16 protein-coding genes and 1 tRNA gene are annotated in these 15,143 nt (G+C 67.1%); 11 read left to right on the forward strand and 6 right to left on the reverse strand.

The window, feature by feature from the left end; translation table 11 throughout:
- Nucleotides 1-18: 18 nt before the first annotated feature.
- Nucleotides 19-2,052, reverse strand: coding sequence for a cytochrome c oxidase assembly protein (locus OHA40_RS08760; protein ID WP_330232564.1), 2,034 nt, complete (start codon nt 2,050-2,052; stop codon nt 19-21).
- 201 nt (nt 2,053-2,253) lie between these two features.
- Between OHA40_RS08760 and OHA40_RS08765 the strand changes: the two genes are divergently transcribed.
- The 5 genes from OHA40_RS08765 (at nt 2,254) to OHA40_RS08785 (ending at nt 6,202) form a co-directional block, all read left to right on the forward strand.
- A tRNA-Arg gene (locus OHA40_RS08765) sits at nt 2,254-2,327 on the forward strand.
- 303 nt (nt 2,328-2,630) lie between these two features.
- Nucleotides 2,631-3,449, forward strand: a complete 819-nt coding sequence (locus OHA40_RS08770; protein ID WP_330232565.1) for a class II glutamine amidotransferase — start codon at nt 2,631-2,633, stop codon at nt 3,447-3,449.
- A gap of 86 nt (nt 3,450-3,535) precedes the next feature.
- The gene (locus tag OHA40_RS08775) at nt 3,536-4,390 is read left to right on the forward strand and encodes an ABC transporter permease (RefSeq protein ID WP_330232566.1); all 855 of its coding nucleotides are present in this window, start codon (nt 3,536-3,538) and stop codon (nt 4,388-4,390) included.
- A complete protein-coding gene (locus OHA40_RS08780; RefSeq protein ID WP_330232567.1) occupies nt 4,383-5,210 on the forward strand; it encodes an ABC-2 family transporter protein in 828 nt (275 codons plus the stop codon). The genes OHA40_RS08775 and OHA40_RS08780 overlap by 8 nt, the downstream gene beginning before the upstream one ends.
- Before the next feature lie 2 nt (nt 5,211-5,212).
- The gene (locus tag OHA40_RS08785) at nt 5,213-6,202 is read left to right on the forward strand and encodes an ABC transporter ATP-binding protein (protein WP_330232568.1); all 990 of its coding nucleotides are present in this window, start codon (nt 5,213-5,215) and stop codon (nt 6,200-6,202) included.
- Nucleotides 6,203-6,239: 37 nt separating this feature from the next.
- On the opposite strand, the gene OHA40_RS08790 is transcribed toward OHA40_RS08785, so the two are convergent.
- On the reverse strand, nt 6,240-6,911 hold the full coding sequence (locus OHA40_RS08790) for a DUF4389 domain-containing protein (protein WP_330232569.1): 672 nt from the start codon (nt 6,909-6,911) through the stop codon (nt 6,240-6,242).
- A 301-nt stretch (nt 6,912-7,212) separates the two neighbouring features.
- On the opposite strand from OHA40_RS08790, the gene OHA40_RS08795 reads away from it, so the two are divergent.
- The 4 genes from OHA40_RS08795 to OHA40_RS08810 all read left to right on the forward strand — a co-directional run bounded on the left by OHA40_RS08795 (nt 7,213) and on the right by OHA40_RS08810 (nt 10,472).
- Nucleotides 7,213-7,488 (forward strand): excalibur calcium-binding domain-containing protein, encoded by a 276-nt coding sequence (locus tag OHA40_RS08795; protein WP_330232570.1) that lies wholly within the window; start codon nt 7,213-7,215, stop codon nt 7,486-7,488.
- 34 nt (nt 7,489-7,522) lie between these two features.
- Complete coding sequence (locus OHA40_RS08800; protein WP_330232571.1) at nt 7,523-7,939, forward strand: hypothetical protein; 417 nt, start codon at nt 7,523-7,525, stop codon at nt 7,937-7,939.
- Between the two features lie 239 nt (nt 7,940-8,178).
- A complete protein-coding gene (locus tag OHA40_RS08805) occupies nt 8,179-9,234 on the forward strand; it encodes a PLP-dependent cysteine synthase family protein (RefSeq protein WP_330234100.1) in 1,056 nt (351 codons plus the stop codon).
- The gene (locus OHA40_RS08810) at nt 9,231-10,472 is read left to right on the forward strand and encodes an MFS transporter (protein WP_330232572.1); all 1,242 of its coding nucleotides are present in this window, start codon (nt 9,231-9,233) and stop codon (nt 10,470-10,472) included. Before OHA40_RS08805 ends, OHA40_RS08810 begins: the two co-directional genes overlap by 4 nt.
- Nucleotides 10,473-10,512: 40 nt before the next feature.
- On the opposite strand, the gene OHA40_RS08815 is transcribed toward OHA40_RS08810, so the two are convergent.
- A complete protein-coding gene (locus tag OHA40_RS08815) occupies nt 10,513-10,833 on the reverse strand; it encodes a hypothetical protein (protein ID WP_330232573.1) in 321 nt (106 codons plus the stop codon).
- A 392-nt stretch (nt 10,834-11,225) separates the two neighbouring features.
- On the opposite strand from OHA40_RS08815, the gene OHA40_RS08820 reads away from it, so the two are divergent.
- Nucleotides 11,226-11,759, forward strand: coding sequence for a DUF4254 domain-containing protein (locus OHA40_RS08820; RefSeq protein WP_330232574.1), 534 nt, complete (start codon nt 11,226-11,228; stop codon nt 11,757-11,759).
- On the opposite strand, the gene OHA40_RS08825 is transcribed toward OHA40_RS08820, so the two are convergent.
- From OHA40_RS08825 to OHA40_RS08835, 3 genes are read right to left on the reverse strand one after another with little or no spacing between them, the layout of a single operon-like run.
- Nucleotides 11,760-12,068, reverse strand: a complete 309-nt coding sequence (locus OHA40_RS08825; RefSeq protein ID WP_330232575.1) for a hypothetical protein — start codon at nt 12,066-12,068, stop codon at nt 11,760-11,762.
- Entirely contained in the window at nt 12,069-13,217 is a 1,149-nt protein-coding gene (locus OHA40_RS08830; RefSeq protein WP_330232576.1) for a fatty acid desaturase family protein, read from the reverse strand. It lies immediately after the preceding gene.
- A gap of 18 nt (nt 13,218-13,235) precedes the next feature.
- Nucleotides 13,236-14,345: a ferredoxin reductase gene (locus OHA40_RS08835; protein WP_330232577.1), complete on the reverse strand. Its 1,110-nt coding sequence runs from the start codon at nt 14,343-14,345 to the stop codon at nt 13,236-13,238.
- 172 nt (nt 14,346-14,517) lie between these two features.
- On the opposite strand from OHA40_RS08835, the gene OHA40_RS08840 reads away from it, so the two are divergent.
- A complete protein-coding gene (locus OHA40_RS08840; RefSeq protein ID WP_330232578.1) occupies nt 14,518-15,138 on the forward strand; it encodes a TetR family transcriptional regulator in 621 nt (206 codons plus the stop codon).
- Nucleotides 15,139-15,143 lie beyond the last annotated feature (5 nt).

Consider the following 15,143-nt stretch of genomic DNA (forward strand, 5'->3'; position numbering starts at 1 on the left):
CCGTGGTGGCGCGTTCACTCACTTACGCACTTCTCCATCTCGCTTGGCCAGTTCGGCGAACATCGCGTTGTGTGCCGCGCGGGCGGCGTCGTTGTCGCGTTCGGCGGCTCGATCGGTGCGCTGTGCGAGCCGCCGATCGCTGCGGGACCATTGGATCAGCAATGCCAGCATCACCACCACCAACGGAACTTCGCCACTTGCCCAGGCCAGGCTCCCGCCGGTGCGTTGGTCACCGAGCAGATCGGCGTTCCAGCCGAGGCCGAGACTCCGGTAGAACCAGCCGCCGAGCACCGTGGCCATGCTCATCAGCGCGATCCCGAAGAACGCGTGGAACGGCAGCGAGCCGAACACCATGGCCAGCTTGGTGAGCGGCTCCACCTGCCGAGGTTTGGGATCGATGCCGATCACCACCCAGTAGAACAGGTAGCCGCTGAGCAGGAAGTGCACGTTCATCAACAGATGCGCCGCATGCGAGTCGGCGTACGTATCGAAGATGCCGCCCAGGTACAGCGCGTAGAAGCCGGCAACGAAGATCGCCGAGGCCACCACCGGGTGGGTCAGAAAACGCGACACCGGGTTGTGCACCGCGGCCAGGAGCCATTCCCGCGAGCCCGGCACACCGCCGCGGCCGGCGGGCTTCAGCGCCCGCAGCCCTAGCGTCACCGCGCCGCCCAGCGCGAACAGGATCGGCGCCAGCATCGACAGCGCCATGTGCGCGCCCATGTGCACGCTGAACATCGCGGGCGAATACCGGCCGACGCCGGAGGATGTCGCGATCAGGAGCGCTACGCAGCCGGACAGCCAGGCGAGCGTGCGGCCGACCGGCCACGCGTCCCCGCGCGCACGCAGTCGCCGCACGCCGAGCAGATACAGCACAGCAAGCACGATCGACAGCGTTCCGAAGATCAGGTCGAACCGCCAGTCGAACAGCAGCCGGGCGACGGTCGGGGGCCCGGCCAGGTTGTAGCCGAGTTCCACTTCGGCAGGCGTCGGGACCGATTCCGGCGGTGGCGGCGGAGTACGCCCGAGCCCGACCGCGAGCCCGACGGTCGCGGCGAAGATCAAGACCTCGACGCCCGCGTACCGGACCAGTGCCGCACGATTACCGGGATCCGCCGCCAGCGCGGGCAGCGCGGCGCGGCGCTGCAGATAGCCGAGCACGCCGAGCAGCAGCAGCGCGGCGGCTTTGGCGAGCACGAGCCTGCCGTAAGTGCTGGTGAGCAGCTCGTCCAGCGGTACTCGCACCCAGGAGTTGAGGACGCCGCTGACCGCGATCACGACGAACGCGACCGTCGCGGTCAGCGAGAAACGCCGCGCCGCCACGTCGGTGTACCGGCCGCCACGAAAGGCATGCGCCAGGACCGCGAACAGACCACCGACCCAGACCGCGGACGAAACCAGATGCAGGATCAGGCTGTTGGTGGCGACATCGTGCGATCCGCCCGAGGACGAGTGTCCGGTCAACGCCAAGGGCATCATCGTGATGATCGAGGCGCCGAACAGCACCGGCGTCCAGCCCCAGCGCAACGCCAGCCTGCATCCGACCGCGACGATCAGCGCGAAGATCACGGTGGTTCGCCAAGCACCGGCCAATTCGATCTGCGCGATCGCCCGCCACAGACTGTCCGGCCGCAGCATGTCGCCCACCGGCTGCCCCGTGGTGTCGGAGACGGTCAGCGGTACGAGCAGCGCCGCGCAACACGCCCAGACCAACGCGAAATTCGACGCCATGCGCACCGCGCGGTACCCGCCGACGTCCAGGAGGCCATTCGGCTGCGGTGGCACCAGGAACGCCGCGAACAGCAATGAGCCGACCGTCAGCGCCGCCGACAGATCGGCCAGCGCGCGCACCGCGGGCAGGCCGTAGGTGGTCGACGCGCCCGGGTCGGGGATGCCGAGCAGACTCAGCGCCTGCGCCGCCGACAGCCCCACCACCAGTGCCGCGACCACGGCCGCGATGGCGCCGGACAGCGCCGTGACCGCCGCGAACGTCGCCCCGGACCGGGAAGCCTCGGCATCAGGAGCGGCGGACGGGGTGGCGGCGGACGACATACGCCTGAGCGTAGTTCGGCGAGTATTCCGTGGCCCGGTCGGGTTTGGGCCGATATTCTGGGCCGCGGATCACCACAGTGCGTCAACTACCGTCTCGGGGTGGCTGAAACGTTGCTAAAGGTAAGAAACTGGAGACCTGGACGGTCGCTATAATTGCCCCGCTGGACAGCACGGCCGATGTCGGCCATGGTGGAACCCACTGCCTCCGTAGCTCAGTTGGATAGAGCAAGGGCCTTCTAATCCCTAGGTCGCAGGTTCGATTCCTGCCGGGGGCGCAACAGCACTGGTGACCTGCAACGATGCGGGTTCCCAGTGCTATTACCCGCTGGCTGCGGAGCTCAAACACCCAAGAATCTCCGCCAGGTGCGGCTTCTCACCAGATGTGTGGTTCGGTGCTCCGGCCGAGCGTGCGAGAGCTTCGCGAGCGAGTTGCGGCGACGAACGGGTCTACGCCGCGCAGTCACCGCCTCCAAGTGGTCCTACCCGCCGGTGCCGCGAACTTCACGATGCGAACACCATCGAGCAACGTGTCCCCGTACACCCGCTTGTTCTGCTTCAATCGATATATGTGCAGGTGGATGGCTTATTCAGGTGAGCCGATCCTGGCCGAGGAACTCTTGTTCCGGCCGAAGCATTCGCTGATCGACCAGAGCCTGCACTCCCGGCTCGGCGCGACGACCACGAATGGCGACGGCTTCGGCATCGGCTGGTACGGCGTCGGCCCGCGACCGGCGGTGTTCAAGAACATCGAACCCGCATGGAACGACCGGAACCTGCGGGAGGTCGCGGGACAGGTGCGAACGCCGCTGTTCTTCGCGCATGTGCGCGCGTCGACCGGCACCGCGGTGCAGCGCAGCAACTGCCACCCCTTCCGGTACGGACACTGGTTGTGGATGCACAACGGGGCGCTGCGCGGTTTCCACGACACCAAGCGCGACCTGATCACCGCGGTCGAGCCGTCCTTGTTCCCCGACATCGAGGGTTCTACCGACTCGGAGCTCCTGTTCTTTCTCGCGCTGACCTTCGGCCTGCGCGATGACCCGCTCGGCGCGGTCGCCCGTGCGGTCGGCTTCGTCGAGGACGCCTGCCGCGCATACGACGTCGCCGCCCCGGTCCAGATGACCGTCGCGACCACCGACGGCCGGTCGATGTGGTTCTTCCGTTACTCCAGCGAACGGCAGACACGGTCACTGTTCTACTCCACCGATATCGCCGCCCTGCGCGCGCTGCATCCCGAGGTCCAGGTTCTGTATCAGCTGGGCGAAGAAGCCCGATTCGTGGTCTCCGAGCCGCTGCGCGACCTCTCCGGGGCATGGAACGAAGTCCCGGAATCAGCGGCAGGCGTCGTCTATCCCGGCCACGACGAGATTCTCCCCTTCCAGCCGATCGCTCCGTGAGACTCGTCGGCTGATCGACCCTGCCACCACTCGGACCGTGGCGAGGCCTTTCCCACGTCCGCCTCGGCCGGTAGGGTGAACTCTTTGTGCGCGGCATACCGGAGGGGGACGGACAGCGTGCCGTCGGAGAACGATTTCGCAGCGCCGTCGCCCTCTACACCGCTCTGGTGGGCGCCGGATTCCGCAGGCAGTGGCAGTACAAACTGGCCATGTTCGCCGGACTGTTCACCAACAGCGTGTTCGGGTTCGTGCGCGCGGCCGTGCTGGTCGCCGCGGTCGACGCCGCCGGCGACTTCGGCGGCTACGACCAGGGCAGCATCGGCGCGTACGTGTGGCTCTCCCAGGGCCTGCTCGGTGCGGTGCAGTTCATGGGTCCGCTGGGTGAGCTGGACGATCGGGTGAAGAACGGCGATATCGCGATCGACTTCCTTCGCCCGGTCGACATCCAATGCGGTTATCTCGCCGACGATCTCGGGCGGGCCGTCTGCACCTTCCTGCCGCGCGGGGTACCGAGTGTCCTGGTGGGCACGCTCACCTTCGGCCTGGCGATGCCCGCCACGCCCGGACCCTACTTGCTCGGCATGGTGAGTGTGCTGCTGGCCGTGGTGGTTTCGTTCCTGTGCCGGTTCGTCGTGGTGCTGATCGGATTCTGGGTGGTCGAGACCCGCGGTATCCGCCTGCTGTACTACACCTCCGGCACGTTTCTGGCCGGACTCTTCGTGCCGGTGCACATGTTCCCGTCGTGGCTGGCCGCGGTGGCGGCGGCGACCCCCTTCCCGTCGATCCTGCAGGCGCCGGTCGACGTGCTCTCGGGGCGGATCACCGGAGCGGAGGCGTTCTCGGTCGTCGCCGTCCAGGCGTTCTGGGTGCTGGCGATCGGGATCGCCGGGCGCGTGCTGCTGGCCGCCGGGCGGCGCAGGCTGGAGGTGCAGGGTGGTTGAGGTCGCCACGCCCCGCACCAGGTCTTGGTCGACACCTTATGTGGCGGTGTTGCGCTCCCGGATCCGTGCCCAGCGCAGCTACCGATTGTCGTTCGCGAGTGAGGTTGTCAGTGCGTTCGTGGTGGGACTGGTGGAGCTCGCCGAAGTGTGGCTGATCTTCCGTACCGCGCGGATACTCGGCGGGCTCGACCTGGACGCCGCGCTGCTGCTGTTCGGACTGAGCCACTCGAGTTTCGCGCTGTCCCAAGTGTTGTTCGGCCACCTCGACAATCTGCCTGCTCTGATCAGGCTGGGACAGCTCGACGCCTACCACCTGCGCCCGCAACCGCTGCTGCTGCAATTGATCACCAGCGACATCTCACTGCGCAGGTTCGCCCGCGCCTCGGTGTCGATCGTCGCGCTCGGAGTGGGTCTGGTGCGCAACGACATCGCCTGGGAGACGAGCACGGTCACACTGCTCACGCTGACGATCCTGGGCGGTATAGCCCTGTTCGGAGGGATGTTCGTCTGCGCCGCCGGGCTGCAGTTCTATCTGATCGACGGTTCCGAACTCACCAACAGCTTCACCTACGGCGGCTCGTTCGCCGCGACGCAACCGGCGTCGGTGTTTCCCACGCCGATGAAGCTGTTGTTCGGCTTCGCGATACCTGTTTCATTCACCGCCTACCTACCCACCCTCGCGCTACTGCGACTGCCCGGTCCGCCCCTGCTGCCCGCCTGGTTGGCCTGGCTGACTCCGGCCGCGGCGCTCTGGGTGTGGCTGCTGGCGCTGGTCTTGTGGCGGTCGGGCACACGGCACTACCAGGGAGGCGGCGGATAGGCATGGCGCAGTCGGGGCGCGGGGAGGCGATCATCGACATGAACGATCTGACCAGGCAATTCACCCTGTACCGAAAGGATGGCCGCCGCTGGCGCCGACGACGCGAAATACTCACCGCGGTCGACCGGATGACCGTCCGGATCGAGCGCGGCGCCGCCGTCGGCTACATCGGCGCCAATGGCGCGGGCAAGTCCACCACCATCAAGATGCTCACCGGCATCCTGGTACCCACCTCCGGCGCGGTGCGCACCTGCGGGCTGGACCCGGTGCGGCAGCGGCGTGAACTGGCCGGGCGGATCGGCGTGGTGTTCGGGCAACGCTCGCAGCTGTGGTGGGACCTGCCGCTGCGCGAATCGTTTTCGATCCTCGCCGCGATCCACCGGCTGGAGCCGGACGCCGCGCGCAAGCGCGCGCACGAGCTGATCGAGCAGCTGGAAATGGCCGACACCCTCGACACGCCGGTGCGGCAACTGTCGCTCGGCCAGCGCATGCGCGCGGAAGTTGCTGCGGCGCTGTTGCATTCGCCCGAGCTGGTGATACTGGACGAGCCGACGATCGGCCTCGACGTGCTGTCCAAGCAGCGTTTGCGCGAATTCCTCCGGGCCGAGCGGGCCGAACGCGGCACGACCCTACTGCTCACCACGCACGACATGGGCGACATCGAAAGGCTCTGTGGCCGTGTACTCGTCGTCGATCACGGACGCCTGGTGTACGACGGTTCGCTCACCGGCTTGGCGGCCACGGTCGGCGCCCGCCGAGTCCTGGTGGTCGACTTGGCCGAACCGGCGCCGGACTTCGACGATCTGCCCGCGGCCCAGCTGCTGAGCAGCGAAGGCAACGGCATGCGACAGCGGCTGGCCTTCGATCCGGAGCAGATCACCGCCGCACAATTGCTTGCGGCCGTGTCCGATCGGGCCGAAGTACGGGATCTGTCGATCGAAGAGCCCGAGATCGAGGACGTGGTCCGCCGGATATACGAATCCGCCCGCTGAGCCGGCGGGCGGATTCGGTGCGGGTCGGCATCCGGCTTCAGTCGGCTTCGCTTGCCCCTTGGTCGAGCCGGAAGGGCGGGTATTCGTCGCGCATCAGACTTGCGTACGCCTGGACGCGGATGATCCAGCGGTTGATGCCCATCACGAAGTCGTAGATGCCCTGCGGGTAGCGCGCGGTGAACAGCAACGCGACCAGCGCCACGATCAGCAGGATGCTCGTCAGCGGAATCGAGGCACCGCCCCAGTCGTCGCTCATCCCGACCGAGACGCCGCCGCTCACCATTGCGCCGACGATCAGGTAGTGCGGAATCGCCAGCAGCCACCATTTCACCAGCACCAAGCCGCGGTGCAGGGTGTCCGGATAGTCGATTTCCAGATCGGCCGGGTACTCCGCGCTCGGCTGCAAGCTGAACGGTGGGTACTTGTCGGTGCCGAGCACCGACAACGCGTAGAACGTGACCCGCCAGCCCCAGCGCATGACGCCGACATTGAAGTCGAACAGCGCGCGCGGGTACTTGCCGGTGATCAGGATCGCGAAGAAGGCAACGATCGTGAGCACCAAGTACGCGACGTGTAGGAAGAACAGCACGATGTAGTGCGGGATGGCCAAGAGCCACTTGACCAGCCACATCCACCGCGACAGCCCCGGGTCCAGATCGCCCCGAACACGAATCGGGTTGGCCGGCACCACGGATTTCTCAGGTTCCATGATCGATACTCCTTCCGGTTGTTTGTGATCCACGCCACAAACAGTGCGGTATGCCCTGATTGTGGCGTATCCGGCCATTCAGAAACGGCACCATCCGATACCGACACGCCAACGAAACGGTGCATCACGGCGTGGCGCGGGCCTGCTCCTGCCACAGGCGCGCGCCGTGCCGCCCAGTTCAGGCAGCGCCGCCGGCATGGCCGCGAATTGCACTACGCCAGGGCGGCATGGATACTGGCCGATGTTTTGACCAATCACGTTGATACCGGGGGTATTTTCGACCATGCGCAGGTCGCGTCCTATGGTGCTGATCGTCGGTGCGCTGATGATCGCAGTGCTGGTGTTGACCATGAGCGGATGCGCGAGCAAGAAGCGACGGCATTCGACGTCGTCGCGGCCCGCGGCCACCTCGACGGCGCAGCAGCAGCCATTCCGGGACTGCGCCGAGGCATGGAAGGCGGGAAAGGCGCCGGTGCGGCGCGCCGACAGCGGCTACTCGATCCAGCTCGACCGGCTGGACGGCACAGAAGACGGCACGGCGTGCGCGGCGCGGCCCACCATCGTCCCGACCCGCTGAGCCTGCTGCGGACCGACTTGTACCATCGGAAAGTGTGATGTTCGGTGCGCTGCGGCTACCGGTGACCCGGATCGTCGTTGCCCTCGCATTCACCGCCTGGGTTGTCGCGATGGCGGTGCCGCAGTGCCATGTCTTCCCCCACGCCGCCGCACCGCACGCGCACATCGAAGCGTCCGGGCCAACCATGGCTTCCGCCGCGTCCCCCGCGATACTCACCGACCGGCACCAGCATGCCGCGCAGCCGGACCGGCATATGCCCGCCGACGCGGTGCTCGCCGCCCTGCCACGTGCCGTATCGCTGCTGGTATTGCTGCTGATCGCGGCTGCTGTGGTGCTGGTGGCCGCGCCTGCGGCCACGCTGGGAGGCGGTGTGCGCGCGCCTCCGGTGGCGCTGCTGCCCGTGTGTAGGGGCAGGGAAACACTCACTCGATTCGGTATCGATCGGAACTGATCGGCCAGCGTCAGGCCGGAGCCTGCCGGGGCCCGGCCGGTGTTCGTGCGACATCCGCACTCACACCGTCGCTGCACGCAGCGACCGCACAGAATCGACGATTCCCCATGACTTCTGCGCTGCAGAACCCGGCTGTGCCGAATCCCGCTCCACGCGAATCGGATACGGCACCGTCGACCCCGCTGTCGAGCCCCGCCAGTCTCTTGACGGCCGCCCACCGTTGCCCGCGTCCGGCAACCATGGTGGGCAACACGCCGGTCCTCTGGATCACCGAACCACTCGGCGCCGCAACAGAACCGGACGGCCGCGGCTTCTGGGCGAAGCTGGAGGGCGCCAATCCCGGCGGCATGAAGGACCGGCCCGCCCTGCACATGGTCGAACGCGCCGCCGCGCGCGGCGAGCTCGCACCGGGCGCCCCGATCATCGAATCCACCAGCGGCACTCTGGGTTTGGGACTGGCGCTGGCGGGCATGGTGCATCACCATCCGGTCACGGTGGTCACCGACCCCGGCCTGGAGCCGCTCATGCGCCACATGCTCGCGGCCTACGGCGCCACGGTGGAGCTGGTCACCGAACCGCACCAGGCAGGCGGCTGGCAGCAGGCGCGCCGCGACCGCGTCGCCGAACTCCTGGCCCAGGATCCGCGGGCGTGGTGCCCCGACCAGTACCGTAATCCCGACAACCGCGACGCCTACGAAACGCTGGCCCTCGAGCTGGTCGCTCAGTTGGGGCGGATCGATGTGCTGGTCTGTTCGGTCGGCACCGGCGGTCATTCCGCCGGGATCGCGCGCACCCTGCGGCGGTATTTCCCGCATCTGCGGTTGATCGGCGTGGACACCGTCGCCTCCACGATCTTCGGCCAGCCCGCAGGCCCGCGGCTGATGCGCGGTCTCGGCTCGAGCATCCATCCGGACAACGTCGACTACCCGGCGTTCGACGAAGTCCACTGGGTCGCGCCCGCGGAGGCGGTGTGGGCCTGCCGCCGACTCGCCGCGACACACCATGCCAGCGGCGGGTGGAGCGTCGGCGCGGTCGCGCTGGTGGCGGGCTGGCTGGCCCGCACCGGCGACCCGGACACCCGGATCGCCGCCGTCTTCCCTGACGGTCCACTGCGCTACTTCGACACCGTGTACAGCGACGATTACTGCCGCGCGCACGGCTTGCTCGGCATGGAACCGCCATCAGCACCGCTGCGCATCGCACATCCGTCCGACGCCGTCGTCGACTCCTGGGCCCGGTGCACGACGGTCACCGATCCCCGCGCCGGCGCCCCCACCGGGGAGCGGGCACGATGACCGAACTGCTCACCACCTACCGCGGCTTCAACCGGCCGAGCCGCATGCTGATGATCAACCAGTTCGCCATCAACACCGGCTTCTACATGCTGATGCCCTACCTGGCCGGCTACCTGGCGGGCCCGCTCGGCCTGGCCGGGTGGGCGGTCGGGCTGGTGCTCGGCGTCCGCAACTTCGCTCAGCAAGGCATGTTCCTGCTCGGTGGAACACTGGCAGATCGACTCGGCTACAAACCGCTCATCGTGGCCGGCTGCCTGCTGCGCACCGGCGGTTTCGCACTGCTGACCATCGCGAATTCGCTGCCCGCGCTGCTGATCGCGGCGGCGGCGACCGGCTTCGCCGGCGCGCTGTTCAACCCCGCGGTCCGTGCGTATCTGGCGGTGGATTCGCAGCCGCGGCGGGTGGAGGCGTTCGCTGTGTTCAACGTCTTCTATCAGGCGGGCATCCTGTTCGGCCCGATCGTCGGGCTCGCGCTGATGGCCGTGGACTTCCGCGCCACCGCCACGGGCGCCGCGGTGGTCTTCGGTGCGTTGACCCTGGCACAGCTGCGGGCCCTGCCGCAGCACACGGCCGAGCCGAAAACCGCTACGGTACTGGACGATTGGCGCGTCGTACTGGCCAACCGACCGTTCCTGCTGTTCGCCGCCGCGATGATCAGCTCCTCGGTGCTGGCCTTCCAGGTGTATCTGGCGTTGCCCGTGCACGCTGCGCGGATCGTCGGTGCGGACTCGGCGACCGCGCTGATGACGGCGGTGTTCGTGTTGTCCGGGGTGATCGCGATCGCCGGGCAACTGCGCATCACCCGCTGGTTCGGGCAGCGCTGGGGTCGCGTGGACAGCCTGGCACGCGGCATGGCGATACTCGCGTCGGCGTTCCTGCCGCTGCTGTCGGTGCCGGGCATCGGCCTCGGCGTGTGGCCCGCGGTCGGCGCCCTGCTGCTGACCGCCGCGGTGCTGGGAGTCGGTGCGGCAGCGGTGTTTCCGTTCGAGATGGACACCGTGGTCGCGCTGTCGGGCAACCGCCTGGTGGCGACGCACTACGGCGTCTACAACACCATCGTCGGCATCGGCATCCTGATCGGAAACCTTGGCATCGGAACGCTTCTGGATGCCACTCGCGACGCGGGGATGAGCGCCCTGGCTTGGGCGGCGCTTGCCGCCGTCGGCCTGATCGCCGCGGCCGGCCTGTTCAGGCTCGCTCGTTCCGGGCGATTGGACGAACCGATCGCGGCAGGCTGACCGATCGACCGCCCCGGATGCCCGCCATCCGGGCGGTCGGTCAAGCCGGTCCGTTCGACTGTGCCGAATACAGACTGACCTCGCCGTCCTCGCTGAGAAAAGCGTTGACCAGCATGGTGCGGGTGGCGCGGAGCTCATCCTGGTCCGGCGCGGCGGTGGTGATGGAGATCTGCGGGATGACCGCCCAGTTGACCACGTAGCGCTCCGGCGGGCCATCGTCGTCGGACAGCCGGGCGAGGCGGAAGACAGACACGGTCTTGCGGACGACGAGCGTGCGCACGACTTCCGCGATTCGCTCAGGGTCTTCCAGCGCGAACATGAACCCGAATGTCAGCTCGGGCGATGACACGTAGGCGGGCACGAACACCGAGGCTAGCCGATCGGACCGGCACGCGCAGCCGCCGCAATCCATCGGTTTGCCACTGATGCGCTCCGGCTATTCGCGCCGCTGCGCAACGTTCCCGGGCAGCGGGTGACCCAGCCGTAACGGAACATAACGATTTCCCGGCAGCTTTCGGATTCGCACATCACCCTATTGCGCGGATTCGACTACCGCGCTTTCCTGAAAGTGTCCCGATTTCTCGGACCGTCTTCTCTCGCATCGTCGCGGATTTCCCGGTTTCTCTGCCGTGCTGTGGACGGTGGGATGGCCATCCGGGTGCGGGACTGCGCCGGAGCCGAGGGGCGGCCCCTCCCTGAATCCCCCTCGGCCCTGGCGTAACCAGGATTCTGATCATGTCGCAGGGGTATGTCATGCCAACCCAATACGCTCAACGCAGTTTCGGAGCCGATGAACTCCCGCCGGCCGCCGCGCTGCTTCGCGCATTCCGTGCACCCGACGACGCCGACCGGCACCGGCACGACGTGCTGCAGGCCGCGCAAGAGCTCGTCGAATGCCATGATCGACGACACCGGGCGCTCGAGCGGGCACACGCGCCCGGAGCCGCCAGTACGCACGTCGCGGTCTGCACTCAACTGGTCGAGGGTATCGATGCGGAACGCGCCGAGTGGATCGGACGCATAGACGCCTGGGTCGATGCGCACATTCAACACCGCGCGGGCGCCTCGCTGCACACGGAGACGCTGGGGGCGGTCATCGATCGCATCGCGGAGAAATGGGTTGCCGCCCAATATTCTTTGGGCGGCATGGTCACGATGCGGCCACATCCACTGCAGGTGGACGGGGAAGCTCACCTGCAGTGGACCAAGCTCGCCGAGCTGATCGACGGCTACCAGGATCTGATCACCGACGTCATCGAACACCGGCGCCGGTTGCCGGTGTGGTGATCAGCGGGGCTCGTCGACCTCGGCGTCGACGACCTCGGCGTCCACAAACCCCTCCGTCTCGGTCACCGGCGGTTTCGTGACCTGCACATCGTCGGAATCGCGGGCCAGATCGCGCTCGGCCGCCGCGTCCCGGCGAGCCGCGGCGGCCGCCTCGTTCATCTCGATCGCGTCGGTGATCCACTCACCGATCTCCCTGGTGACCTCCGCGACGGTGCCGGTGACGATGTTGGCGATATTGCCGACGTGCCTGGCCCCGGAGGAGGTCAATTCCTGAATGAGATCTTTGTTGCTTTCGAATTTACCGATCATTCACACGCCCGCTTCGCTCGCCTTTCGCTGACGCATCACGATAACACCGGGAGATGGCTCGCTCTTCACCCAGCGCGGCGGCAGCGCGAGTTTGAAAATCTTCTTCCATACCGAGCCGATCTGCTTACCGAGCGTGCCGGTGTTGTACGGCAGGCCGTATTTTTCACACAATGCGCGCACCGTCGGCGCCATCTCCGGATAGCGGCTCGCGGGCAGATCCGGAAACAGATGGTGTTCGATCTGGTGCGACAAATTGCCGGCCATGATATGGAACAGCTTCCTGCCGGTGATGTTGGCCGAGCCGAGCATCTGGCGGATGTACCACTCACCCCGGGTCTCGTCCGCGGTCTCCTCCTCGGTGAACGTCTGTACTCCGGTCGGGAAGTGCCCGCAGAAGATGATGGCGAAGGCCCATACGTTGCGCACCAGGTTGGCCGCGGCGTTCCCCGCCAGGGTGTGGAAGAACAGTGGCCCGGTCAGCGCCGGGAACACCAGGTAGTCCTTGAGCACCTGTTTGCCCGCCTTGCGCCACTGGCCGAGGATCAACTGCTCGATCTCCGGCCACGTCCGCTCGCCGCGCACGATCTTCTCGACCTCGAGATCGTGGCCCATCACCCCCCACTCGAAGAGCATCATCAGCATGAAGGCGTACAGCGGCTGTCCGAGCCGCAGCACGTTCCACTCCTGGGCCTCGTCCATCCGCAGGACGGAGTAGCCGATGTCGCGGTCCTTGTTGTGGATGTTGGTGTAGGTGTGGTGCAGGTAGTTGTGCGAATGCTTCCACTGGTCGGCCGGGCAGACCGTATCCCACTCGAACACGCGGGAATTCAGGCCGGGTTCGCGCATCCAGTCGTACTGGCCGTGCATCACATTGTGGCCGATCTCCATGTTGTCCAAGATCTTCGACACGCTCAGTGCCGCCACCGCGGCCAGCCAGAACGGCGGAAGGAAGCCGAGATACATCAGGCCGCGCCCGGCGATCTCGAAGCCGCACTGCGCCTTGATGATCGAGTACAGGTACTCCCGGTCGCGCTCGCCGAGATCGGCGACGATCGCGGCGCGCAGCTCGTCGAGCTCCCGGCCGAGTTCCTCTATCTGCTCCCGGCTCAGGACCAATGGCCCGGATTCGGTTTCGGTGAGGATGGTCATGATTGCTCCCGTTCGGTGTCAGATATCGATGTCGACGTCGCCGACCGGCGCGCTGATGCACAACTGGATGGGCTGGTCGGGATCGCTGTCGGTCTCGCCGGTGCGCAGGTTGCGCGTGCAGCCCGCGCGGCGCACCGCGGTGCAGGAGAAACAGATCCCCATGCGGCAGCCGTACTCGGGGCTGAGGCCGGCTGATTCGGCCTGCTCCAGCAGCGTTGCGCCGTTGTTCTCGGCACTCACCCGGCTCGCCGAGAAGTTCACCGTGCCGTGGGCTCGAGCGGCGTCCGCAGCCGCGACGGACAGCGTGAACTCTTCGGTGTGCAGCCGGTCGTCCCACTGTTCGGCCTGGTAGATCTTGCGCACCGCGTCCATCAGCGATTGTGGACCACACACGTAGGTCTGTGCGTCGGCGAACCAGGGAGCGACACGCTCCAATTCGTCGTAGTCGAAGTACCCGCTGCCCTTCGGGCGCGCGAGGTCGATCCACGGCGCGCCGGGGTCGATGCGTTCGGGCCGGTGCGGGTGGCGCAGTTCGATGCGAAAGTTCGGGTGCCGCCGCGCGATAGCGTCGAGTTCGGCGCGGTGCGGCAGCACTGCGGGCGACTTCGCGTAGTGCAGGAAGACGACCTCGCCCCGATGGCTCTCCGCGGCCAGCGTGCGCAGCATGGACAGCACGGGCGTGATGCCGCTGCCGCCGCTGATCAACAGCAGACGTTCCGGACGCGGCTCGGGCAGCCGGAACATGCCGTCGGCGGGCGTCAGATCGACCACCATGCCGGGCACGGCGTTGTGGTAGAGAAATGGCGACACCACTCCGCCGGGATGTGCCTTCACCGTGAGTTCGATGTGGCGATCCCGACCGCCTTCCGGGTTCACCGGCGAATAGCACCGGGTGTGCCGAACGCCATCGATCACGACGCCGAGCTGGACGTACTGTCCGGCCTGATGGCCTTTCCACTGCCTGGTCGGACGCAAGGTGAGCGTCACCGAGCCCGGCGCCGAGTGGCGCACCCGGGTGATCTCCGCCCGCATGTCCCGCAGCGTGAGGGTGGGGCGGACCAGTTCCAGATACCGATCCAGCGGGTGGGGCGAGGTCAGGGTCTGCACCAGGTTGATGAGATCCACCATTCGTTCTCCGTGCCTCTAGTCGGGCCGACGACGTGCGACGTAAATTTCAGTGCACGTCTGTACACTCAACTAGTGTGACTGATGACCGTGGACCGGTGTCAACGGGCAAAACATGTGACCTGAACAACAGCTATCGATAGGCCGAATGGTGAACGGATGTATGCTCACCGGGATGAGTGAGCAGGCAGCTACCCGAGGCGAACGCAAGGAGCGGACCAGGCAGGCACTGCTGGACGGCACCTTGACGCTGGCCGCCGACCGCGGTTTCGCCGCGCTCAGCCTGCGGGAGATCGCCCGATCGGCCGGCATCGTACCGACCGCGTTCTACCGGCACTTCGCGTCGCTGGAGGACCTGGGCGCGACACTGGTGGACGATGGCGTCACCGCGTTGCGCTTGGCGCTGCGCGAGGTGCGGCGGAACCGGGACGCGAGCCTGTCGGACACGGTGCGATTCGTGTTCACGCAGGTAGGCCCGAAACGGGAGTTGTTCGGCTTTCTCACCAGGGAGCGGCACGGCGGATCTGCGGCGCTGCGCACCGCGATCGCCCGCGAGATCCAGTTGATCGTGCGGGAACTCGTCGCCGACCTCTCCCGGATCACGGCTCTGGACTCCTGGACCCCGCGCGACTTGGAAATCGCCGCCGACCTGATGGTCACCACCGTGACCGATGCGATCGCCGCCTACGTGTCGGCCGCACCGCGCGAAGAACAAGCGATCATCGACCGCACCGTGCAGCAGATGCGCCTGATCGCGCTCGGCATGGGCAACTGGCGGCCACCGAAGCGCCGGTGACGCCC

The sequence above is a fragment of the Nocardia sp. NBC_00508 genome (assembly GCF_036346875.1).
Taxonomy (GTDB): Bacteria; Actinomycetota; Actinomycetes; order Mycobacteriales; family Mycobacteriaceae; genus Nocardia.